Source organism: Caballeronia sp. Lep1P3 (assembly GCF_022879595.1).
Lineage (GTDB): Bacteria > Pseudomonadota > Gammaproteobacteria > Burkholderiales > Burkholderiaceae > Caballeronia.
Map to the genome: position 1 here is coordinate 2,419,459 of NZ_CP084265.1, position 20,854 is coordinate 2,440,312.

Genomic DNA, 20,854 nt, shown 5'->3' on the forward strand with positions numbered 1-20,854 from the left:
CTCGTCGCTCGCGCCCACGCTTCCCTCCCTCATTGTTTCCAAAACGGTCTGCGCGCAGGCAACCCGGTCTATAGCCCGGCGCAAGCGCACGAAGCCGGCGTCAGGTATCCCCGCGTCTCGAGCCGCAACTCCGACGTCGTTAGTGACGTCGATTATCCAATTACGCCGCAGAGAAATGGAATCAACAAAGGACACGCGCGGGCAAGAGTCAAATTTTTGACAAGGGGACCATCTCATAAAGTTTGGCAGACTCTGACCGTTAACCCGAGACGATAAGGCCAAGCAGTTATTTCCGTAAAAGCAGCCTATATCGCGGACGACCATCTGCCAGCGACACATGCAAAAAGCATAGGTCGCATTGTTCGTCGCCGACAGAATCTCGCCTTCATGCACGGCTGAGCGCAAACAGCCGCGATTGCAACATCGACCGATTATGAACGTACGTCCATCCAAGCAAATCAAAGCCACGGCGCCTGAAGCCGAACCTGTCGAGCCGATGGCCGAGCGCGGACCGCGAGCGGATACACCGCGCCGGGTTCGCGAGCAATACGAAATCCCTGAGGGCGTGATGTATTGCAAGCTGGAAGCAGTTGATGCCCGGTCCGACTACCGAGAAAACACGCAATGTGCGCGCCTGTTCGGAATCTCAAGAGGGCAGTTTGAGCGAAGCCTGAATCCAAACTTCGCCGATGCGAGCTTCGACGTCTATCTCCTTGACATCGAATGGTCCCTTTGGGAGCAGCTTGTCGTACGAGAGCTACGGTACGAAAAGCTTCGCTTCGCTGACGCCAGCCCCGAATGGCTCGAAGTCACGTACCGCGCAAACAGAGGTCTTGACAGCGGTGACGCCTACGCCTAATCACTTTGCCGCGTGCTTCCTCGCTCCAGAAAAGTTGGTTAGACGGGCGTTCCAAGAACGATTTGGCTGCGAAATTCTTCATCTCGACGACCGCGTTGCGTTCGCTATCGCAGGTAACGGCGCTCAGGACCTTCTACGGTCGAAAACCGGCTCGCTCGAGTTCCCGCGTGCAGTGGCAAACGCGCGGAAGTTTGGTCTTGGCAACCACTTCAAGTCGCTCGCTGAGGAGTTCGGCATGTCGCCGACCGCCATGGCGATTCGCATCCACGAACTCGACTTGGTTAACTACTGATGGCGTGCGGCCTAACAACACGTAGGCCGTTCGGCTTCACGCGTTCGCTCAAGCCAAATCGCCATGCTATGGTCACAATGGCATAGCCGCCTACAACACCTAATTTTCTTGTTGGACTACTGCATGGCATCGGTTTTCTTCTCCTACACGCACATCGACGAGTCGCTGCGCGACCAGCTCGAAATACACCTGTCGCTGATGAAGCGCGAGGGCCTGATTTCGGCATGGCACGACAGGCGCATCGTCGCGGGCGACAACCTCGACGACAGTATCGATGAGCAGCTCGAGAAGGCCGACATCATCTTGCTGCTGGTCAGCGCGAACTTCATCGCGTCCGAATACTGCTTTGCGACCGAGATGACGCGTGCCTTGGAACGGCATAAGGCCGGCGATGCGCGCGTCATCCCTGTCATCCTGCGAGCATGTGACTGGCACAGTGCCCCGTTCGGCAAACTGAATGCAGTCCCGACGGACGGTCGGCCAGTCACCTCTTGGGCCAACCAGGACGAGGCTTTTGCCGACATTGCGAAGTCGATTCGTAAAGCCGTGGCCGCGACAGCCTCGTCGGCCGCACCCAAGGTGGGCGCGGCATCGACAGCGAGAAGCTCACCCCCCCGGCCCGTAGCCGTCGAACCTTCCGTGGCCGCGCAGCTGCCGCGGTCGAGCAACCTTCGCGTCAAGCATGAGTTTTCGGACCTCGACAAGGACACGTTCGTTTCAGAGACGTTCGACTTCATCGCCCGCTTCTTCGAGGGTTCGCTCCAGGAGCTGGAGAAGCGGCACGGCCAGTTTCAAGGACGCTTTTCGCGCATCCATGCGCGCCGGTTCACCGCGAGCATCTATAAGGATGGAAAGAGCGTGTCGCAGTGTACCGTCACGCGCGGCGGGGCCTTCGGTGGACACAGCAATCGCGAGATAACCTACTCGAATCAGATTTCCTCGCACGCGAACAGCTACAACGAAGCGCTCGCGCTCACCGAAGATAGCCAGACGCTTTATCTGAAGCCGATGATGAGCATGGCACGAGGCGCTTCCGAGAAGCTGTCTGACACTGGGGCGGCTGAGTATCTGTGGTCGGCGCTTATCGAGCCGATACAACGGTGATTCACCGCGGCCGACCGCACAAATAGCGCGTCGGCCGCTGCTTCGAGACTGACGGCGGCGCAGATTCACCCACCTCCCGACGAAGTTCAGCAGCTCACGGAACAGCTCTTTGGCGCTACTTCTAGTGCTTCGCGAGATGCACCGGGTGACGTGCCGGGAGTGTGATGACAACAACGCTCTTGCACGCCGGGAAATATCCCTTTACGTCCGCGGTCGGCGTATAGCGCGCAGCTACAATACGTCTACAACTTGCGTGAATCGCCCTTGCTATCGCTCATGACCACTCTGACCACGAATTCGCATCTCGCCTTGATGTATGAACAGGCAAGCGCTTTCCTGCAACTTGACCAAGCGGCTCGCGCGCAGTCAGACTGGTTCAAAAGCCTTCGTGACGACAAAGACGTCCGCAGCTTCTTCAAAAAGAAGAAGGTGCTCGAGAAAGGCACAAGTTTGCAGGTCACGGTTATCTCACAGATTGCCCGTGCAATTGTCGACTGTATCGAAGAAGGCGAGCCTGACCTCGCACCAACTGGGGCTGAAGTGCGCGACATCATGAAGAGCGCTACAGACTTGGCAACCAAGCTGACAGCGGCGCCCGCTTCTTGGCTTACTCCGGATGCCCGAACACGCGGCTTCCAAGAGCCGCTGCGTAAGCTCCAGACCATGCCGTCGATTGTGCCGGTCCGGACTGCGGGCCGCTTGCCGATGACACAGCGTCGAACGCTCATTCTTCGGCTCGCCCACGCCATCTGCGAGGCTTGTGACGAAGTCCCTGTTCGACTCATCACCGCGGTTGTCGCGCGCGCGTGGGAAGAAACCTTAGAACGTCAAGTCTACGATGTGCTGACTGCCGCCGAACGCGTCAGCATCCGAGCGCTCGTCGAAGCAAAGCGCAGGAATCAAGCAGACAGCGAGAACACAGCACATCTGGCGATGAGCCGGGCAAGCATCTCGCGAAACCGGACTTCGCCGGCGCCCGACGCCCGAACCGACGCCCAGCGGCTGGCTCAGGCTCTCGACATCGTGGGTGGGTTCGCCGATGAGACCGCGGCCATCGTGCTTCAGGACGCGCTCAGCACCGCGGCCGCCGAACTTGGGATAGAGCCGGATTCGGCCGAGCAGTGAAAAACTGCGGAAATTGGTCCCGTTTTCCGGCCTATTTCCTCCGGATTTTTCGCGACTGAATCTGCTTGGTATTTCGGTAGCAGTGTTTCGAGCCGACTGGCGAACAATACGTCTTGTCATAACTCGCACTGCATCGAATGCAAAAACGCACCAAACCGCAGAACTTCCTGTCCTTCGACCATATCATCGCCAACTGGCCGGACAACACGGCCGAGCATCAGCGCTCCCGCCTGCTCGAGGCGATGCGGCTATTTGCAGGGGTTACGACGTTGGAGGCAATGCGCTTCCTCGACATCGTTGACCCCCGCGCGCGCGTGGTTGAACTCCGGAAAGAGGGTTACAGCATCATCACGTCGTGGGTCAGTCGGCCGTCCGAGTGCGGGCGCTTGCACAATGTCGGGCTCTACACGCTCGCATGCAACGAGAATGCCATCGAAGTCGGCATGAAGGGTAATTCCATGTCCAAGGCGGTCGGTAACCAGATGGTCCTTGCTCTTTGGCACTGACGGGCAAGCGCGGTGATGGAGGCCGAATTACTCAGCGGTTCATCATGCGCCTCGCAGACCATAGCCACCTTGATGACGGCCCTTGCATCAACAGCTCAGTGCGGCCGCTGCGTTGCGACCGCATCAGCTATGGCAAGCTCAATTAGCTGCTCGACCTCTCAGACTACAAGCAGCCAACGCTCTCGCAACACCCCCAGCGACTCCTAATGACTAGCGTATTGCACGTGAGGACCGATGAAGCGATGCTGCATGTAGGGCATTTGGGTGGGCGAAGGCGAGGCCACGTCCATCGTGGCGCTGCACCTAGTCGACCGCGGCGGTCTTTCTTGACGAGTTGCGCACCTAATCGTACGACCTCCTTAGCTCCGATGCATATCGCATTTTATTGAGGTAATCCTACGCCAATTGAACGGCTTCAATTAGCCAGAAATCTGGTATAACCGAGCGCATATGCGATTTACACGTTATCCAGCTTCGAATCCACAACAAGAACGTTTTCACGGGCTTAACGCAAGGTTGAGCTGCGACATCGAGAGGCCAAATCAGTGTGGCATGACAACGAAACTACCGTTGACTATCTAAATTTCGGCATCGTAGCGGATGCCTGCGCAAAGTTGCTCCAACAAGCTCGCGGCGAGCCGATTTCTGTTGGAATTTCCGGTGGATGGGGCGCCGGCAAGAGCTCGCTGGTAAAAATGGTCGGACAGCGTCTTGAAGGGCTCAACAAGCCCGACGAGAACAGCTACGTTTTTGTCACCTTCAATCCTTGGTTATATCAAGATTTCGACAGCGCCCGCAGCGCTCTTTTGCAGTTAGTTGGCGACAAGATTCTCGAAGAAGCCAGTAAACGGGAAGGGTTGCGCGACAAAGCGCTAAGGCTTCTCAAGCGTATAAACGTGCTCCGACTCGTACAACTGGGTGGTGAGGCCGCCGCAACATATCTCACTGGCGTTCCCGTTGGGATGATTGGCCAGGCCATGAAAAGATTTGGCTTGCTCGATAGCGAAAACGGTGAGGAAGGCGATAAAAAAGAAGACGATAAGAAGGACGATGGACTTATCAAAAAGGCGGAGCCGCTTTCGCTGCCGAACGAGATACATGAGTTTCGTGTAGCACTCGAAGCCTTGTTGGATGAGCTAAAAATCACGTTAGTTGTCTTCGTGGACGACCTAGACCGCTGCTTGCCCAAGACTGCCATTTCCACGCTCGAATCCATCCGGCTGCTGCTGTTCATTAAGCGCAGCGCATTCGTTATTGCGGCAGATAACGACTTCATCAAGGGGGCGGTCCGCATTCATTTTGCTGGCACGGAAATCAAGGACGAGGTCGCAACGAACTATTTCGACAAGCTGATTCAGGTTCCTCTGCATGTTCCGCGACTCGGCGTGAATGAAGCAAAAGCATACATCGCGCTCTTACTTCTGCAGAGAGCATGTCAGGACGACAAGTTCTCGGTAGATAAATTTTCAGATGCCCAAGTAGCAACCTCGAAACGGCTAAGAGAAGCATGGCGTGGGGATTCCGTCACTCTTGAATTTCTGGAGGCACAGGCCGTTGGAGACGAAAACATAATCGAACTGATGCGTCTCGCGGACGGGTTAGCACCTTTGCTTACCAGGTCTGTTGCAGTCGACGGAAACCCTCGTCTGATGAAGCGGTTTCTCAACACCGTTTTCCTGCGCTCCAGCCTGGCTGAGCCGCAAGGCATCAAGCTTGACCTTCAGGCTCTCGCAAAATGGCACCTCGTGGAACGTTGTGCTCCAACACTTGCGTCGGCACTCGCGAACCTTGTAACGTCCGAGCACGATGGGCGCGTTGAGAAATTGCGGCTTGCGGAAGAAGCGAGTGCTGACGGCAAGCCGTTGGAAGAGCCCTTTAACACCAGCGAGCCTTTCGTGTCCCAATGGCTCGGGCTTGCTCCTCCCTTAGGCGAGGTAGACCTCCGCCCTCTTCTCCACCTCAGTCGCGATACAGCAACCCGCGACTTCGGTGTGGACGATTTGACAGCGGGAGGACGCGAGCTGCGTGATGCTCTCGTCGAAGCCAAAACGCGGAGCCCGCAACTTGCCGCGGTAATTACCGGGGCGGGTGAAGTACAGGCGGGATTGGCGATGGCGCGTGCGTGGGTGCTCAAGGCCTCGAAGCGTACTTGGAAGAAAGCAGAGGACGTATTGATGCTCATCGAGACTTGCAAAGTCTTCCCCCAGCATTCTGCAAGGGCGAAGGAGTTACTACTCACCGCTCCCGTCGGGCAAATCGGCGCCGGCATTATTCCAGAACTGCAAGCGCAACCTTGGGCGAAGGAAGTGCTAGATATGTGGTCAGCAGACGACGCCCTCGACCAAAAGGTGAAGCGTGCAATTGAACCCATGGATAAAAGGAAAACCTAATGGGGACCTCAACTTCGAGTAAGGGCGGCGGACCCCGCTCACCATTTGACCCAGAATGGCTCGAGGGACCCGCCGCAGTCGGGGGTGGCGGGGACATCGGTGGCGGAGATGGCGACGAAGGCGGAGATGGTGGAGACGGTGCTGATGAAGGAGACATTGGCGGGGACAACAATGGTCAGCCAGTAGGCCAAGGCGCGGATGTGCCCGGAGACCAGCAGCCGCCCATTCTCAATCCGGCAAGACGTCTTGCTGGCGCCCGTGCCGCTTTAGCAGGAGCTTTGCGCGGCGGCGGTTCGGACCAAATCAGGTCCGCTGCGAGGCGCATGGTTGGACGTGGGATGGGTGGCCCAGCCCGCGCGGCACGAACCATGCGTGCAACTGCGCAGGGTGCGGGTGCGTTGGGGCAATTTCTTACCCAAGCACGTGATGGGACAAATCCACACGTTGTAGATTGGGTCGCGCGCGTTCGCGCCGCGAATCTGTCCGCCAACGACCTCATCTTGGAAATTGTGCGTGAGGTCATGCCGAACTCTGGAAGCGTTGATGAAGAGTCAGTTCGCAACGCAGCGACAGAAACGCTCTCACTGCTGTATGAGACCTCCCCCGACGTCGACGTTTTTGGTCTAACTGACCAACAAATCGCTGATGTCATCGGCTTCACAGTCGCGTACGACATCTGCAACCGAATGGACTTGCTGCTCGGACAAACCTACGAAAAGTTGAAGTACACGCCCCAGCAAGTACAAGCGTGTCGTAATGATGTCCGTGAGTACGTTCATGGGCTTGTTCGAGTAGAACTCGACAAACTCGGGCCTCGCCCTGTAGACACACACGGCCTCGCGCGCGATGTCCTGTCGAAAACTCTGGAGGTATTCGGGGAATGAAGATTTTATGTACCAGCCCGGATAGCCTACCGGCAAACCTCGGACCTGACGAACAAGCCTTCTCGTTCTTCCGTTCGAGTAGGCGCGCAGGGGTCGGAAACATCGCGATTGGCTGGAAGCGACTGTTGAAACGCACAGGCTTTGCTCCAGATGCTGCGACGTGGGATTTTGTTCAACTCTGTCTCGCTGTTTGTGCCGCGGACTTAGCTTGCCCTCGAGCGACCAGCGCAGATGGTTGGACTCGAGTCATCGACCTCACGGTCGGCCTGCACGAGCCAGTGCGATGGATAGGCTTTGAAGAGCACGTAGAAAAGATGCTCAAGCTGCTGACAGGCGACTACTGGAAACTCCACTTCGTCGTGGGCGGTGAAGCACCGCCTGCAGGCAAGGTCGAAGCCGCGCCACACGACTGCGTATGTCTTCTCTCGGGCGGTCTAGATAGCTTGGTCGGTGGCATCGACCTTGTGTCGCAGGGTCGCCGGCCCGTGTTCGTTTCGCAACTCGCTCACGACGACTCTGCCAAGCAAATAGAGTACGCTCGACAGCTAGGCGGTCCCAATGCACATTGGCAATGGAGTCATGGCATCAATTTTCCGGGACAACGCGAACCTTCGACGCGAGCTCGGTCGCTTGCCTTTTATGCTTTCGCCGTATTGGCTGCGTCTCGAGTGGGTGGAGAACAAGTTCAGGTGTTCGTGCCAGAGAACGGCTTCATCTGTATCAACCCTCCCCTTGTACCAGGTCGCGTATCAAGCTTAAGCACGAAAACGACGCATCCTCAATTTATCTCGATGATGCAAGAGCTGCTGAACGGGATGGGCCTCAGCATCGTACTTGATTTGCCCTATCGATTCAAAACGAAGGGCGACATGCTCCGAGAGTGCCTCAATCAGGAGCTGCTGGAGAAATTCGCAAGCGGCACGACAAGTTGCGGACGATTTCGAACATACAATCGACGTCACTGCGGGCGATGCGTTCCATGCATGATTCGGAAGGGTGCCTTTCATGCGTGGGGCGCTGGGCGGGATAGAACGGACTACAAACACGAGTCACTTCTGGTAGCGGAGAAATCTAGCGGCCCGGACGACGCTATGGCCGCAGCCCTTGCGGTCCTAACCGTGCAGGAGCGAGGACTCGAGAGATTCCTCGGAGCGACCCTCGCTTTTGCTCCAACGGCATACCGAGAGTCGTATCGGGAGACTATGAGCCGCGGCCTTGCGGAAGTCGAGGCAATTCTCCGTCGGGACGGCGTGCTCTAATGGATTTCCACTGTCACCTAGACCTCTATCCGGGCGCGAGGACCGTTTCCGAAGAGGCGTCACGTCGAAACCAGTTCACCTGGCTCGTGACGACAAGCCCTCGCGCCTTCGAAGCCACGTCGAAGGTACTTGGCCACGTTCCGCGTGTGCTTATCACCCCAGGATTGCATCCAGAACTGGTCGAGCAGCGCGCAGGAGAGCTTCCTCAACTGCTGAAGCAGATGGAGCAAGCGATTGCAGTCGGAGAAGTGGGAATGGATGGCTCGTATCGCTTCAAATCGAGCTTACCGATACAAAGAAAGGTGTTCGAGGCAGTAGTAAGTCGCAGCAGAGAGCTCGGCGGCAGGGCCCTCAGCATCCACTCCAGAGGTGCTGTAAAGGAGGTGTTGCCCATCCTCTTAAAAAATCCCAGATTCGGTACAGCCGTTCTTCATTGGTTCAGTGGGACCTTGGCCGAGGTGGAAATCGCCCATAAAATAGGCTGCTGGTTCAGCTTGGGCCCCGCTGCATTTGCGAGCGCAGCTGGTCGCGCACTTGCAACGAAGCTTCCCCGAGACAGAGTCGTTCCCGAGAGCGATGGGCCATTCGCTACCGAAGGTGGCGCCCCGATTCAACCATGGAGCATGGCGCGGACTGCAGAGCTGCTTGCCGTGAGTTGGGGCTGCTCTGAATCCGAGGCGGTGCAGACTCTAACTCATAACAGCGGGCGTTTGCTCACGGTGATGGGATGGCCGGGCTCTCCGTGAACGCCGGTTGTCGGCTCGTAGGACTCTGCACGGACCGGACCGGTGCTTACATGCAGCTGCCCCTTCCGCAGTGCATCGCGTCCCCACACGGTCGGGGCCTCGTCGCTCACAGACAGTCCGCCAAAATATTTTTTCTGGCAAATCTCCTCGGCTCGCGGCCAGATTTTCGAGCGCGGCCTCCATGCAAATCATCACCCCTCTCCCGCCGTATACATACTGCTGCCAGCTTCGCGGTGCAGCCGCGCGACTGGTCGAACATCAACGGCAGCGGTCGCGGGACAACCGGTACTGTGGGATAGCCTTGAGACACCGGACAGGGTGGCAAAGTTAGCGCCCTGAGGCGAACGGCTGACGGGCGACGCTGGCTCCGCGGGGCATCTAACGATGCTTGGAACGTGTCTGAAGGCCTCGCTCAGGATAAGGCGGGGCTCAACTTCACCAAGGGGCATTCACAAAAACAAAGGATGTTTGCTAGAGGGAAATGCGTTGCAGAATGCCGCTGGGTCCTTGCATGAAACGATGCTTACCAGGCGCGTTATCTTATTTCAATGCACAACGGCACGACCGTCCAGTGCGATGGTGAAAGTCGCCACGAGCAAGCTGTACAAAGGCAGGCCCCGCCGGCCCAGTAAAGCGCGCCAATCACTCCCCAGTAGAGCCGAAGACGATGTCGGCTCTACTGGTGCACGTCACCCTTCTTAAACAGTCGCTGCAGCTTCAGAGCCGGCGTTCGCCTCCGGAGCGGCCGCAGTCGCGCTCTTGCGCGGCGCTGTTTTCGCCGACGCTTTCTTTGCCGACACCTTTGCGCTCGCCGGCTTCTTGGCAGCAGTTTTCTTCGCCGTCGGGGCTTTCTTGGCAGCAGCCTTTTGGACCGGCTTTTTGCCCGCCGCGGCCGCGCCCTTAATCAAAAATTTGCTGCGGTCCTTGACGTTAGCAATCCAAGCCGGCGGGCGTGCACGCCCACTCCACGTCGCGCCGGTCTTGGGGTCGCGATAGAGCGCCGGCTGCGGGCCTCTGACATAGTTTCCAGCCTTCGCTGATTTTTTTGCAGCAGGAGCGGACGACGTTGCGTTACCTGCAACCAAGAACTTCGAGCGGTCCTTAGCGCTGGCAATCCAGCCCGGCGCGCGGCCGTGTCCTGACCAAGTCGCGCCCGTCTTTGGGTCACGGTACTTTGCCGCGGAAGCAGACGACTTGGCTGCGGCCTTAGCGCTGGGCTTGGGCCCGCGTTTTCTTCCGCCAGTGTGCGCATCGATGTCAGCAGTCGTAAGACCATGCTCTGCCATCAGCTTCTTAATCTTTTCGATGACTGCACTCGACTTCTTTGTAGCGAGCGCTTCGGCTTGCGCCTGAAGTTTCTGGATTTTTGCTTGCAAGGATTCGAGTGTCGTCATTGCCGTTTCCGCAGTTGAGATGCTGCACTATGCCATGTTGATGAGGAGGTCTGCTAGTTCGGCGCGGAGCCAGATGAGAGTGCTTTGAGCCATTTGCTACCGCAGCGTTTAGTGCGATTCCTTCTTATAATTGGTCATGGCGACAAGGCGGCGGCTTCTTGCGATGCCACGAATTTCGGAAAAGACTCGCATTTGCACTGACATAAGTCGTTTTCCAGAGCTACATGCTTGCCATCACTTCCGTCGTCCGGATGAGCCGTCTCCAATGATGGGGCCTCGGCGCCGCAGGTACGCAACCAACGGAGAACTTTTGTACGTTCCTGCGTCGTTGTCCGGGCACATCACCTGCGGACATTCGAACGCCGCGACCGCCCGTGTCGCTTTTGTTCGACCTGCCTATAAAACCAGAAAGGCTAGACCTGCGATTATGGTAGGCATGAGCGCGGCGCCGAGCAGTTTCATCGGGCTGACTGCGCCTCCTGAAAACCGGTTTCCAAGTATCGCGAGGCCGGCCGGGTTCGGAGCATTTGCAATCACCGTCAACCCTCCGCCCGTCACCGCTCCTGCCACGAGCAGGTACTTTGCGCTGTCTGATAAGCCAGGTATGAGCGACCCGAGATACGTGATGGCAGCGTTGTCCATAACTGCCGTCAGCCCTGTCGCGCCGAAATACAGTGTGAACGCATCCATGGAACGCACTATCGGCTGAAGCCACCATTGCTGTAGGCCGCCGAGCACAACCAGGCCGCCAAGGAAGAAAGCAACCAGAAGGCTTTCGCGCAGCATGAGAGGCGACTGGTGGCGCTCGTAAGCGTGCGTGTAGCCCAGGAAAAAGAGGAACGCCCCGATGAACACGACAGCGTGATGCGAGTTGATAACGACCAACGCGAGAAACCCGAGATGAACTAGCGTGACGCCAATCGGAACGTGTTGGGACGGTGAGGTTGTACCACCCTCGCTCCCTTGGGACGTCGGCACGCTCCTGGCAATCAGGGCGACGAAAGCCGTAGCATTGAAAACAACTGCAAGCGCTGCTTTCCATCCGAAGGTGGCCGCCATAAATCCGGTGCTCCACCCCCAGGCACTCGCGACCATCAACACCGGCGGTGCTGCATACGCCGTCATGACCCCACCGATGGACACATTCACGAAAAGCAACGCCAGGCCGAAATACTTCACCCGCTCGGAACTTCGCGCGGAGAACAGCGTGTCGCGCAGCAATAGCGCGGCGAGTGTCATTGCCGCAGGTTCGGTGATGATGGACCCCAGGAGGGGAACGGTGGACAGAGAGAACCAGATAACGGCAACCTCGGTGCGCACAGGTAGAAACCGCGCAAGCCGCATCACAATGGTCGTTACCAGTACGAGAATAGGTCGACTCGCGGCGACCACCATAATGACAAAGACGAATAGCGCCTCCGTAAACTCACGATGCTCCAGGTACTCGATGGTCACGTGTGACCCGACGAGCGCCCACATCACCAGACACAGAATCAGCGCCCAGAATCCGAAGACGACCTCCACCTCCGCGAGGAAGTGGAAGACACCCGCATGCCGCGGAAAACGGTGGGAGAGCTTCTCAATGCGTGCTACGGCGAACGTATGAATGAGCGCAAGGGCAAAGATGATGGCGGCAGAAATCTCAACGGAATGGGGCATTGAACAGGTTGCTGGAGACGCTTTCGTGTTGACGACTCCGTCATAATATTACAGACACCCTACGCGCCAATCTATTCGCCTACCCGCGATTCTGTCCGTTACGACCGCTTCATGGTCAATGCCCGCGAGCCAGCTCTTCCAGCCCGTGTAGACCAACGGGCGGAGTTGCCTGCCACGGCAACAGCACAGCCCGCTTTGTATCCTGCTTCACCACACGCTCGATGAACGGCACCTCGTAGCGCCCTCGCTCGGCAAGCGCCGGGTCGTGGGTGCCGCTTGCGAGCAGACTTTGGTCAATGACCCAGGCATACGGTTCAATCTGGGCCCGTCGGAGGTCGGCTTGCAGTCGCTCAGCCTCATGAACAGGTGTCGCCTCTGCGAGCGTCACGATAAGTACGCGCGTGAAATCGGGGTCGCGCAGGCGTGGCAATAGCTCGCGAACCGCTTCTGGCATATCGCCTTGCGTGCGCATGACTTCGCGATGGTAGGCCTCCGCTGAGTCCATCAGCAGAATGGTGTGTCCGGTCGGAGCCGTGTCGAGGATGACGAACGAATCACGGGCTTCATCAACCGTACGCGCGAACGCGCGAAAAATCGCTATCTCTTCGGTGCACGGCGAACGCAGGTCTTCCTCGAGCATCGCCTTCGCCTGGGAATCCAGTTGAGCACCAGCCTTGCCAAGAACCTCATCGCGATAGCGGTTGACCTCCAGTTCCGGGTCAATGCGGCTCACCCTCAGGCCTGGAAGGCATTCCTGGAGCGTCCACGCTATGTGTGCGGCCGGGTCCGTGGTGGATAGGAGCACTGCATGGCCGCGCTGCGCCAGTTCAAGTGCTATTGCCGCAGCTACCGTCGTCTTGCCCACGCCGCCCTTGCCCATCGTCATGACAAGACCGTGCCCCGCCTTCTCAAGGTCGTCAATGAGCGGCAAAAGGCCGCCGGGCAACTTCATGCTTAACGCGGTATCTGTCCTGCGCGCGGCAATCTGCTCCGGGTGCAAATATGCCCTTAACGCTCCCAGTCCAACCAATCCCTTGGGAATGAAGCCCGTTTCGCTTCGCGGCAGTGTTGCGAGACCCGGCGGCATTGCTTTTATGGCGGTAGCCTGCTGCTCCTCCATCGCGCGGGCGATATCATCGCCCGCGGACGCAGATTTGAAAACGCCATTGACAGCGAGCACCAGGTTTCGGATTCCGAGGTCGGCCAGTTCAATACGGGTTCGCTCCGCCTCACGGAATGCAGATGCCTCCGGCCGGGTCACCAGGACCACGGTAGTGCGGTCGTGGCTGGTCAGTGCCGCAACGGCCGCAGCATACAGTTGCCTGTTTTGCTCGAGGCCTGCGAGAGGCCCGAGGCATGAATTGCCGGTTGTGTTCGTCGACAGGAAGTTGCTCCATGCCGAGGGCAGAGTAAGCAAACGCAACGTGTGCCCCGTAGGTGCGGTGTCGAAAATGATGTGGTCGTACGTATTCGCGCTGGCACCGCCGCCCAACAGGTCTGCAAAGGCGTCGAACGCCGCTATCTCGACGGTGCAACCACCGGAAAACTGTTCCTCCATGCTGCGAATTGCCGCATCGGGCAACACGCCTCGATAAGGGCTGACCATACGCTCGCGGTAGGTCGCCGCAGCGAGTTCCGGGTCGATGTTCAGCGCGTGGAGGTTTGGAACCTGCGCGACGGGCGTTGGCTGTCCGGACAGTTGAGTCTCGAGCGCCTCATCGAGATTGGACGCCGGGTCGGTGCTGACAAGCAGCACGGCCTTACCGTTTTCAGCTAACTGCAGCGCTGTTGCGCAGGCGAGCGACGTCTTACCGACGCCGCCCTTGCCAGTGAAAAAGAGATGGCGAGTTGTAACGAGAGGGAGTGTCATATCATTGCGCCGCTCAACATTCGCCGGGCTTGCAGCCGCAGCTTCCAACCTTGATGTGCGGCTTATCAGTGGTGAGAACCTTGAGCCCCAGCTTCTGAATCAGTTGGGCACGTGACGGATATACGCCAATGGAGATGACCCGACCATCCACCGTTACGATGGGCAGGCGGTCCATCCCCGCATGCAGCTCCCGGACCACTTCCGGATTGGCCGCAAAGGCTGCCGCGTCGTGTCCGAGGCCGTGCCGAGCGACTTCGACACCATGTTCAGCAAGCCATCGAACGTCAGCGCCGAACTGAACGAGGGTCGGGTCGACGTTGACGCCGCAGACGCCCGTCGCGCAGCACATGGCCGGCTCAAACACGTCAAGTTTGCTCATCGTTGCTCCCACGAATTCACCTGTCGGGCCAGACTGCAGCCACATCCATTCGTCATGCTCGTCCCTTTGAACGACGAGTCATTGACCTCGGTCAAGTCACAGACGATGGAGCTGCATTTCCCCGCTTGGAGAATCGAATCGCTTGCGGGCCGCCTCCAGCTTCTTCGTTGACCAGTGTCAAGGGAAAGTCGGTGCTGACATGTAGCCTTTGTGTGGACGATGACTGCACACGCGCCGTTGTTGAGTCGCGCGTCCACAGGGAGGAGATATGAAAAAGCTTCTAGTTGCGATGGTTACCGGTATCGCGTTGACATCCCCGGTCCTGCAAGCTGCTTCGAAGGACACCGGCGCGCCGCAAAGCAGTTCAAAAACGCCGCCCGCGGGCGCCGCTGAATTCGACAAGAATCTGACGCAGCTTCAGGAGCGCATGAAGACAATGCAAACGCAGATGGACCAGATTCGCAAAACTCAAGACCCGCAGGAACGCCAGAAGCTACTCGCGCAGCACTGGGCCACAATGCAAAGCGCGATGACAATCATGCACGGGATGTGGGGCCCGGGGATGATGGGACGTGGAATGGGCCCAGGCATGATGGGGGGCGGCGCTGGGCCCGGAATGATGGGAGGCTGGGGCCATATGGGCGGTTACTACTCGCGCCTGACACCCGAGCAACTGCGGCAGCGGCAATACATGACTGACCAATACCTGCAAATGCAGCAGGAGATGATGAATAACATGATGTTGCAGCAGCAATACCGCATGGGGCCACCGCCTGCCGGTGCACAGTAGACATACTGTAGAACCGGATACCGACGACATCCCAGCCTCAAAAGCTCGCCACCTACAGGAGCGAACATGAGCGGAAGTTCCAACTACAAAGACCTGACAGGCGCGGTATCTATCCAGATGCGAGCGATGCGCGCGTCTCAGCCCGAATTGATGACGGCATTCGGACAACTCGCTGCGGCTGGGACAAAAGAAGGGGCACTGGACCGAAAAACGCGGGAGCTGGTGGCGCTAGGGATAGCGATTGCATGTCGTTGCGACGACTGCATCGGCTTTCACGTCCAGACGCTGGTGAAACTAGGCACGACAAAGGCCGAGCTGGAAGACGTGCTCGGCACTGCCGTCTATATGGGCGGCGGCCCGTCGATGATGTATGCCACCCATGCGTTGACTGCCTTCGATGAATTCTCGGCCTGAATAGCAACGCAGTCGAAGTCACACGAGTTTCTTCCGCGCAACCCAACGCCCCGAAAAAAGCGCACACAGTACGCGACTCAGGGCGGCGGCGTCCCCGTGTGATGATGCATATGTCCATCCATCGCGTCAGCGCCGTGGTCCGAAATCTGTGCGTCGAACCATGCGTGAAGTGACGACACTAATTTCGGGTCATCGCTGCGATAACTGAGTTCGCCTCCACCTTCAATGTCCTTGTACGTAATCGATACCTGACCGGGCTTTGCCGCACTGAGTTGCGCCAATCCAGGCATGTCGGTACCGTGAGTACGAGCAGGACCCGAAAAATCACCACGCTGAAACTGCGTCTGGATTTGACGCAGGTGCTTACGAATCAGCCGAATCTGGACGCTGTCGGCCGGGTTTTTCGCAATCACCTGCTGGCTTCCGCCATCGTCCGATTTCGTGAAGATGTGGGTGGTGGCCTTGAGGCTGAACGGCATGACCTCCGCACCTCGCTGCGCGACTTCTGCCTGACGTTCTGGGTCCACCGCGAACGATTCAAACGACGCGGCTAGGCCCGCCATCACGATTAGCGTAGTTAAAAGTATGGTCGGTTTCATCAGATGAGGCTTCCGCGTAGTCAAACTGCGCCTGATTGCGCCATTTCCGTAAGACGGGCCCACAGCTAGAGGAACCACCGGCGATGCGTCAGCCGAATCCCAGGCGACGAACAAAGGGCGGCTAGCGGACTCCGCGATGGCAGGGCCAGCACTCGTCAGCACGTGAACGAGACCGACGACACGTCCCAAGAACGCACCGCATGCAAAATCATGCCTTTCATTCGCCTGCCTGAGAAAGCCACCGCATCTGCGAGGACGGCGGCTCTCGAGTAATAGATGCGTAGCATCTTAGGCCTGCTGCCGAGTCAGTTTCGCGCGCTCGATGATTTCGAACACCACCATGCCGCCGAGCATCGCGCCCACAAAACCCCACGCCTTCGGAAAGCCAGCGCCCATTGCGACCAGTGCGGGTCCCGGGCAAAATCCTGCGAGCCCCCAACCGACGCCGAACACCGCGCTTCCCATTACGAGTCGCAAGGTAACTTGCTTACCGGCTGGAATCTGAATGGACCAACCCAGCAAGGATTTCTTTCGCCGCTTCGCTAACAGGAACGCGACAGAGCCAACGGCTATCGCGCCCCCCATGACAAATGCGAGAGACGGGTCCCATCGTCCAGCGATGTCCAGAAATCCCAGTACCTTCGTCGGATTGGCCATGCCTGACACCATCAGACCGACACCGAACAGAAGCCCGGAAAATAATGCAGTAAGCAGCGCCATCTCAACCTCCGAACAGATGCCTCGTCACAAACACGGTTAGAAAGCCGCTTGCCATGAAGGTTGCCGTCGCAACCACCGAACGGATGGAACCACGCGAGATACCGCAAACGCCGTGACCGCTCGTGCAACCGCTGCCATAACGCGTGCCGATGCCGACAAGGAAGCCCGCCGCAACTACTTCGCCCCACCCAGCCCGAATATCGAGCGCTATTGGATTACCTAGCAAGCCTGCCAGCACAGGCGCCCCGACAAGCCCCGCAAGAAAAGCTACACGCCACCCTGCATCCTTTTGCGGCATGCTCATCAGGCCGCCCAGAATCCCGCTGATACCGGCAATACGCCCATTGAAGAGAACAAGCAGAGCAGCTGCGATGCCAATCATCACCCCTCCGGTCAGTGACAGCCCCGGTGTGAAATTCGCAATATCAATCGACATGGCATCTCCTAATCATCATTGGGCGCAAAACTGGTCGTACAGCACGTTCATGACCGCAATCGCTTCCTTGCTTGCGAGGGAATAAAAGATGCTCTTTCCCTCCCGCCGTGTCGCCACGAGCTCGTTATCGCGAAGCACGCCGAGTTGCTGGGAGAGTGTCGGCTGACGTATGCCCAACTGTTCTTCCAGGTCGCTCACACACAACTCGCCCTGCGACAGTTGGCACATCAACAGTAACCGGTCGCGATTTGCCAGAACCTTAAGCAGCGCGCACGCTCTCTCTGCAGAGGCCTGCATCACCGAAAGGTCGATTGCGACGGACTTCTTCCTCATCTCATCATCCTATAATTTACACACTGACATTATATTGCATTGTAGATTATTTGGGAATAGAATGACTTGCATCTGAGGAGGTGAGGATGCAGCCCATCGTTCAACCGTTCTTCGACCCGGTCACCGGCACGGTGACTTACGTCGTGTTTCAGTCGGGGCATCAGGAATGCGCAGTCATTGACCCGGTCCTTGACTACGACCCCAAGGCTGGACGCACTTCAACGGCAAATGCCGACAGGGTCATCGAGTTCGTCCGCCAGCGCGGCCTGAGCGTGCAGTGGATTCTGGAAACGCACGCGCATGCGGACCACCTGTCAGCAGCGCATTATTTGCGCGGCGAGCTTGGCGGCAGGATTGCGATTGGAGAGCACATTCGCACCGTTCAGGGCGTCTTCAGGAAGCTGTTCAATCTGGAGCCTGAATTCCGCCTTGACGGCTCCCAGTTCGACCATCTGTTTCGCGAAGACGAGGAGTTTCCCATCGGTGCCCTGACAGCAAAGGCACTGTATGTGCCGGGTCATACGCCTGCCGATACGGCCTATCAGATTGGCGATGCCGTCTTCGTCGGCGACACGCTTTTCATGCCAGATGTCGGCACAGCGCGTTGCGACTTCCCCGGTGGCAATGCCCACACACTGTATGGGTCGGTTCGAAAGCTGCTGGACCTGCCCGGAGACACCCGCCTCTTCATGTGCCATGACTATCCCCCCGAAGGCCGGCAACCCGAATGGGAAACCACGGTGCTCGCACAGCGCGCGCATAACATCCATGTGCATGACGGCGTAACAGAAGAGCAGTTCGTCGGTATGCGCGAAGCGCGCGACGCAACACTTGCGATGCCGGTTCTTATCCTTCCGTCTGTGCAGGTGAACATACGGGCCGGGGAATTTCCACCCGCCGAGGAAAACGGCATCCGCTATCTGAAGATTCCGTTGAATGGGTTGTAGAGCGCTTGTGACGAGTGATTGGTTTGGAACTTGCGGTTTGGCGTTGGCATGAGCGCGTTGCGCTCTTGTAGCGAAACGGCGTCGGTTGATTCATGCTGGAGCCAGTGGCTCCTCATGCGAGCAGGTTCGGTCTCACAACCGGGCCTTCTGGTGGAGCGGATGGAAGTAGCGAGCTCGGAACCCGACCTTCGTGTTCGCAAGCACGAGACGCCCACCTGTGCGGCGGGCGATTTCAGAGACGATAGACAGACCGAGTCCGCTTCCCGACTGCGCCGAGTGGTCAAGGCGATAAAACGGTTCCAATACGTGCGCAAGTTCGTCGTCCGGAATGCCCGGACCGGAGTCGGTAACTTCAAACACCACCGCTTCGCCCGACCGGATGACAGAAACATCCACCTTTCCTCCGGTTGGCGTATATCGCACCGCGTTGTCCACAAGATTTCTCAACACGACAGTGAGGGAAGAGACGTCTACAACAGCATCGACCTCCTCAAAGCGGTCGAATCCCAAATCAATATCCTTTTCACGGGCCATGCCAATGGTCGCGTTGATAACGTCGGTCGCCACCGCGCGCAGTGACACCCTCGTTGGCTGCTCCAGCCCCTCCTGTTCGGACCGCGCCAACGTGAGCAGTTGCTCAACCAGCCGATGGGTCCGGCGCAGTCCCGACTGAAAGGCCGTCAGCCGCTCCCGAGCGTCTTGTGACGTGATGGTTGCGCCGAGGTTTTCCGCTTGCAGCGACAATGCTGCTAGCGGTGAGCGCAGTTCATGCGCCGCGCTCGCGACAAATCGGCGTTGAAGACTGATGGCCTCACGCAAACGCGGAATGAGGCGGTTAATGGACCTGACAAAAGGCAACGCTTCGTTGGGTATTCCGTGTTCAGACAACGGCTCAAGCGACACATCAGTTTGCTGGTCAACAACATTCGCCAGCCGGGAAAGTGGACCCAGCTTCGTTCTCACAATCACCACAATGACGCCGCCCAGTCCCGGAAGAAGAATGAGCATGGGTACAAGCGTTCTCATTGCGCCGTCCCGTGCAATTTCATCGCGCAGCACGGAGGGCTCCGCCAACGCTATGCGTTCTCCGCTGCGCAGTGTTCTGATGTTAACGCGCCAACCGTTGCCATTGTCATCCAGGTCATGAAAACCGTCCGTCAACGTGTTGGGTACGATGAGTCCCGACGCCTGCGCAAACCCTGCCCCCCCTCCATTGAGCCGGTCAATGACTACCTTGACGTCTGCATCCTGCGAACTCTCGACAGAAGGTCGAGAACCAGTGAACGCAAGCGCGCCGCTGTCAATGAGAGCAGCTATTTCCTTCAGTTGTCCGTCCTGCAGTTCTCTGGCCTCCTGATAGGCGAACACGAACGACAGCCCGCAGGCAACCACACCCACCGCGACAATCACACAGCCAATCCAGGCCGACAGCTGCCACGTCAGGGAACGTGACTGTTTTCCTTGTCCACCAACCATCCCACACCCCGTACGTTGCGAATCACCGACGCGCCCAGCTTCTTGCGGATACCATGAATCACCACTTCCACGGCATTGCTCTCGACCTGCTCTTCCCACGCATACACCTTTCGCTCAAGTTCGCTTCTCGACAGGACTGTCCCAGGTTTCATCATCAGCGCGCTCAGCAGTGCGAACTCGCGACCGGTCAGGCTGCATTCGGTGTCGCCATACACGGCAAGGTGTGAATTTGAATCCACCGTCAGGTTTCCGCACGTCATTTTTGCGTCACCATGGTCGCCGAGTCTGCGCGTGACCGCCCGAAGACGTGCGAGCAGCTCACCGATTTCAAACGGCTTCACCAGGTAATCGTCGGCGCCGGCGTCGAGCCCGGCAATTCTGTCGTCAAGGCTGTCGCGCGCGGTGAGAATAATGACGGGAGCCTTGCTACCTTTTGCCCTCAATGACCGGAGCACATCAATGCCATCGCGCTTCGGCAGGTTCAGGTCAAGAAGTACCACATCGTGCTCGCGTCCTATCAGCGCACCTGTTGCCGAATCAGCATCGCATACCCAGTCGACCGCGTAGGCGGCATCCTTCAACGCCTGCACGATTGCGCCGCCAATCATTTCGTCGTCTTCTACGAGCAGAATTCTCATACGTCTCACCGGTCGGCAGCAACTTTCTAAGTCA

General features: G+C 58.0%; 23 protein-coding genes. 12 read left to right on the plus strand and 11 right to left on the minus strand.

The features are described 5' to 3' along the window. Positions 1-433: 433 nt before the first annotated feature. The 6 genes from LDZ27_RS11365 to LDZ27_RS11390 all read left to right on the plus strand — a co-directional run bounded on the left by LDZ27_RS11365 (position 434) and on the right by LDZ27_RS11390 (position 6,276). Positions 434-859, plus strand: coding sequence for a hypothetical protein (locus LDZ27_RS11365; RefSeq protein ID WP_244814177.1), 426 nt, complete (start codon positions 434-436; stop codon positions 857-859). Beyond that, positions 834-1,151: an ImmA/IrrE family metallo-endopeptidase gene (locus LDZ27_RS11370; RefSeq protein ID WP_244814178.1), complete on the plus strand. Its 318-nt coding sequence runs from the start codon at positions 834-836 to the stop codon at positions 1,149-1,151. Before LDZ27_RS11365 ends, LDZ27_RS11370 begins: the two co-directional genes overlap by 26 nt. 123 nt (positions 1,152-1,274) lie before the next feature. Continuing rightward, entirely contained in the window at positions 1,275-2,255 is a 981-nt protein-coding gene (locus tag LDZ27_RS11375) for a toll/interleukin-1 receptor domain-containing protein (protein ID WP_244814179.1), read from the plus strand. 276 nt (positions 2,256-2,531) lie between these two features. Further along, the gene (locus LDZ27_RS11380) at positions 2,532-3,380 is read left to right on the plus strand and encodes a hypothetical protein (RefSeq protein ID WP_244814180.1); all 849 of its coding nucleotides are present in this window, start codon (positions 2,532-2,534) and stop codon (positions 3,378-3,380) included. A gap of 137 nt (positions 3,381-3,517) precedes the next feature. Then, on the plus strand, positions 3,518-3,886 hold the full coding sequence (locus tag LDZ27_RS11385) for a helix-turn-helix domain-containing protein (RefSeq protein WP_029972166.1): 369 nt from the start codon (positions 3,518-3,520) through the stop codon (positions 3,884-3,886). 545 nt (positions 3,887-4,431) lie between these two features. After that, complete coding sequence (locus LDZ27_RS11390; protein WP_244814181.1) at positions 4,432-6,276, plus strand: P-loop NTPase fold protein; 1,845 nt, start codon at positions 4,432-4,434, stop codon at positions 6,274-6,276. 38 nt (positions 6,277-6,314) lie between these two features. On the opposite strand, the gene LDZ27_RS11395 is transcribed toward LDZ27_RS11390, so the two are convergent. Next, positions 6,315-6,467 (minus strand): hypothetical protein, encoded by a 153-nt coding sequence (locus LDZ27_RS11395; protein ID WP_244814182.1) that lies wholly within the window; start codon positions 6,465-6,467, stop codon positions 6,315-6,317. 177 nt (positions 6,468-6,644) lie between these two features. On the opposite strand from LDZ27_RS11395, the gene LDZ27_RS11400 reads away from it, so the two are divergent. From LDZ27_RS11400 to qatD, 3 genes are all read left to right on the plus strand, one after another. Then, a complete protein-coding gene (locus tag LDZ27_RS11400) occupies positions 6,645-7,160 on the plus strand; it encodes a hypothetical protein (RefSeq protein ID WP_233386162.1) in 516 nt (171 codons plus the stop codon). Between the two features lie 125 nt (positions 7,161-7,285). Then, positions 7,286-8,419: a Qat anti-phage system QueC-like protein QatC gene (gene qatC, locus LDZ27_RS11405; protein ID WP_244814183.1), complete on the plus strand. Its 1,134-nt coding sequence runs from the start codon at positions 7,286-7,288 to the stop codon at positions 8,417-8,419. Beyond that, entirely contained in the window at positions 8,419-9,165 is a 747-nt protein-coding gene (gene qatD / locus LDZ27_RS11410; RefSeq protein ID WP_244814184.1) for a Qat anti-phage system TatD family nuclease QatD, read from the plus strand. The genes qatC and qatD overlap by 1 nt, the downstream gene beginning before the upstream one ends. A 698-nt stretch (positions 9,166-9,863) precedes the next feature. On the opposite strand, the gene LDZ27_RS11415 is transcribed toward qatD, so the two are convergent. From LDZ27_RS11415 to arsD, 4 genes are all read right to left on the minus strand, one after another. Continuing rightward, complete coding sequence (locus LDZ27_RS11415; RefSeq protein WP_244814185.1) at positions 9,864-10,559, minus strand: H-NS histone family protein; 696 nt, start codon at positions 10,557-10,559, stop codon at positions 9,864-9,866. A gap of 396 nt (positions 10,560-10,955) precedes the next feature. After that, positions 10,956-12,218: a putative Na+/H+ antiporter gene (locus LDZ27_RS11420; protein WP_244814186.1), complete on the minus strand. Its 1,263-nt coding sequence runs from the start codon at positions 12,216-12,218 to the stop codon at positions 10,956-10,958. Positions 12,219-12,333: 115 nt separating this feature from the next. Then, complete coding sequence (arsA, locus tag LDZ27_RS11425; RefSeq protein ID WP_244814187.1) at positions 12,334-14,088, minus strand: arsenical pump-driving ATPase; 1,755 nt, start codon at positions 14,086-14,088, stop codon at positions 12,334-12,336. Between the two features lie 13 nt (positions 14,089-14,101). Continuing rightward, positions 14,102-14,467 (minus strand): arsenite efflux transporter metallochaperone ArsD, encoded by a 366-nt coding sequence (arsD, locus tag LDZ27_RS11430; RefSeq protein WP_244814188.1) that lies wholly within the window; start codon positions 14,465-14,467, stop codon positions 14,102-14,104. A gap of 268 nt (positions 14,468-14,735) precedes the next feature. Between arsD and LDZ27_RS11435 the strand changes: the two genes are divergently transcribed. Then, on the plus strand, positions 14,736-15,257 hold the full coding sequence (locus LDZ27_RS11435) for a hypothetical protein (protein WP_244814189.1): 522 nt from the start codon (positions 14,736-14,738) through the stop codon (positions 15,255-15,257). A gap of 66 nt (positions 15,258-15,323) precedes the next feature. Continuing rightward, positions 15,324-15,671, plus strand: coding sequence for a carboxymuconolactone decarboxylase family protein (locus LDZ27_RS11440; RefSeq protein WP_244814190.1), 348 nt, complete (start codon positions 15,324-15,326; stop codon positions 15,669-15,671). A gap of 77 nt (positions 15,672-15,748) precedes the next feature. Here LDZ27_RS11440 and LDZ27_RS11445 read toward each other — a convergent pair whose 3' ends face one another. From LDZ27_RS11445 to LDZ27_RS11460, 4 genes are all read right to left on the minus strand, one after another. Then, positions 15,749-16,270: an aspartate carbamoyltransferase gene (locus tag LDZ27_RS11445; RefSeq protein ID WP_244814191.1), complete on the minus strand. Its 522-nt coding sequence runs from the start codon at positions 16,268-16,270 to the stop codon at positions 15,749-15,751. Positions 16,271-16,558: 288 nt separating this feature from the next. After that, the gene (locus tag LDZ27_RS11450) at positions 16,559-16,990 is read right to left on the minus strand and encodes a YeeE/YedE family protein (protein ID WP_244814192.1); all 432 of its coding nucleotides are present in this window, start codon (positions 16,988-16,990) and stop codon (positions 16,559-16,561) included. A gap of 1 nt (position 16,991) precedes the next feature. Beyond that, on the minus strand, positions 16,992-17,426 hold the full coding sequence (locus tag LDZ27_RS11455; protein WP_244814193.1) for a YeeE/YedE family protein: 435 nt from the start codon (positions 17,424-17,426) through the stop codon (positions 16,992-16,994). Positions 17,427-17,441: 15 nt separating this feature from the next. Beyond that, entirely contained in the window at positions 17,442-17,759 is a 318-nt protein-coding gene (locus tag LDZ27_RS11460; protein ID WP_244814194.1) for a metalloregulator ArsR/SmtB family transcription factor, read from the minus strand. Between the two features lie 86 nt (positions 17,760-17,845). On the opposite strand from LDZ27_RS11460, the gene LDZ27_RS11465 reads away from it, so the two are divergent. Beyond that, complete coding sequence (locus tag LDZ27_RS11465) at positions 17,846-18,706, plus strand: MBL fold metallo-hydrolase (RefSeq protein WP_244814195.1); 861 nt, start codon at positions 17,846-17,848, stop codon at positions 18,704-18,706. Positions 18,707-18,838: 132 nt separating this feature from the next. Here LDZ27_RS11465 and LDZ27_RS11470 read toward each other — a convergent pair whose 3' ends face one another. After that, complete coding sequence (locus LDZ27_RS11470) at positions 18,839-20,116, minus strand: ATP-binding protein (protein ID WP_244814196.1); 1,278 nt, start codon at positions 20,114-20,116, stop codon at positions 18,839-18,841. A gap of 29 nt (positions 20,117-20,145) precedes the next feature. Further along, positions 20,146-20,820 carry a response regulator gene (locus tag LDZ27_RS11475; protein WP_244814197.1) on the minus strand — a complete coding sequence of 225 codons (675 nt, stop codon included), beginning with the start codon at positions 20,818-20,820 and terminating at the stop codon, positions 20,146-20,148. Between the last annotated feature and the right edge of the window lie 34 nt (positions 20,821-20,854).

What these genes read in the sequence shown, in the direction of transcription:
- LDZ27_RS11365 (WP_244814177.1), top strand. Translation starts at nt 434, where the DNA reads ATGAACGTACGTCCATCCAAGCAAATCAAAGCCACGGCGCCTGAAGCC.
- LDZ27_RS11375 (WP_244814179.1), top strand. Translation starts at nt 1,275, where the DNA reads ATGGCATCGGTTTTCTTCTCCTACACGCACATCGACGAGTCGCTGCGC.
- LDZ27_RS11380 (WP_244814180.1), top strand. Translation starts at nt 2,532, where the DNA reads ATGACCACTCTGACCACGAATTCGCATCTCGCCTTGATGTATGAACAG.
- LDZ27_RS11385 (WP_029972166.1), top strand. Translation starts at nt 3,518, where the DNA reads ATGCAAAAACGCACCAAACCGCAGAACTTCCTGTCCTTCGACCATATC.
- LDZ27_RS11400 (WP_233386162.1), top strand. Translation starts at nt 6,645, where the DNA reads ATGCGTGCAACTGCGCAGGGTGCGGGTGCGTTGGGGCAATTTCTTACC.
- qatD (WP_244814184.1), top strand. Translation starts at nt 8,419, where the DNA reads ATGGATTTCCACTGTCACCTAGACCTCTATCCGGGCGCGAGGACCGTT.
- LDZ27_RS11415 (WP_244814185.1), bottom strand. Translation starts at nt 10,559, where the DNA reads ATGACGACACTCGAATCCTTGCAAGCAAAAATCCAGAAACTTCAGGCG.
- LDZ27_RS11420 (WP_244814186.1), bottom strand. Translation starts at nt 12,218, where the DNA reads ATGCCCCATTCCGTTGAGATTTCTGCCGCCATCATCTTTGCCCTTGCG.
- arsA (WP_244814187.1), bottom strand. Translation starts at nt 14,088, where the DNA reads ATGACACTCCCTCTCGTTACAACTCGCCATCTCTTTTTCACTGGCAAG.
- arsD (WP_244814188.1), bottom strand. Translation starts at nt 14,467, where the DNA reads ATGAGCAAACTTGACGTGTTTGAGCCGGCCATGTGCTGCGCGACGGGC.
- LDZ27_RS11435 (WP_244814189.1), top strand. Translation starts at nt 14,736, where the DNA reads ATGAAAAAGCTTCTAGTTGCGATGGTTACCGGTATCGCGTTGACATCC.
- LDZ27_RS11440 (WP_244814190.1), top strand. Translation starts at nt 15,324, where the DNA reads ATGAGCGGAAGTTCCAACTACAAAGACCTGACAGGCGCGGTATCTATC.
- LDZ27_RS11445 (WP_244814191.1), bottom strand. Translation starts at nt 16,270, where the DNA reads ATGAAACCGACCATACTTTTAACTACGCTAATCGTGATGGCGGGCCTA.
- LDZ27_RS11450 (WP_244814192.1), bottom strand. Translation starts at nt 16,990, where the DNA reads ATGGCGCTGCTTACTGCATTATTTTCCGGGCTTCTGTTCGGTGTCGGT.
- LDZ27_RS11455 (WP_244814193.1), bottom strand. Translation starts at nt 17,426, where the DNA reads ATGTCGATTGATATTGCGAATTTCACACCGGGGCTGTCACTGACCGGA.
- LDZ27_RS11460 (WP_244814194.1), bottom strand. Translation starts at nt 17,759, where the DNA reads ATGAGGAAGAAGTCCGTCGCAATCGACCTTTCGGTGATGCAGGCCTCT.
- LDZ27_RS11465 (WP_244814195.1), top strand. Translation starts at nt 17,846, where the DNA reads ATGCAGCCCATCGTTCAACCGTTCTTCGACCCGGTCACCGGCACGGTG.
- LDZ27_RS11475 (WP_244814197.1), bottom strand. Translation starts at nt 20,820, where the DNA reads ATGAGAATTCTGCTCGTAGAAGACGACGAAATGATTGGCGGCGCAATC.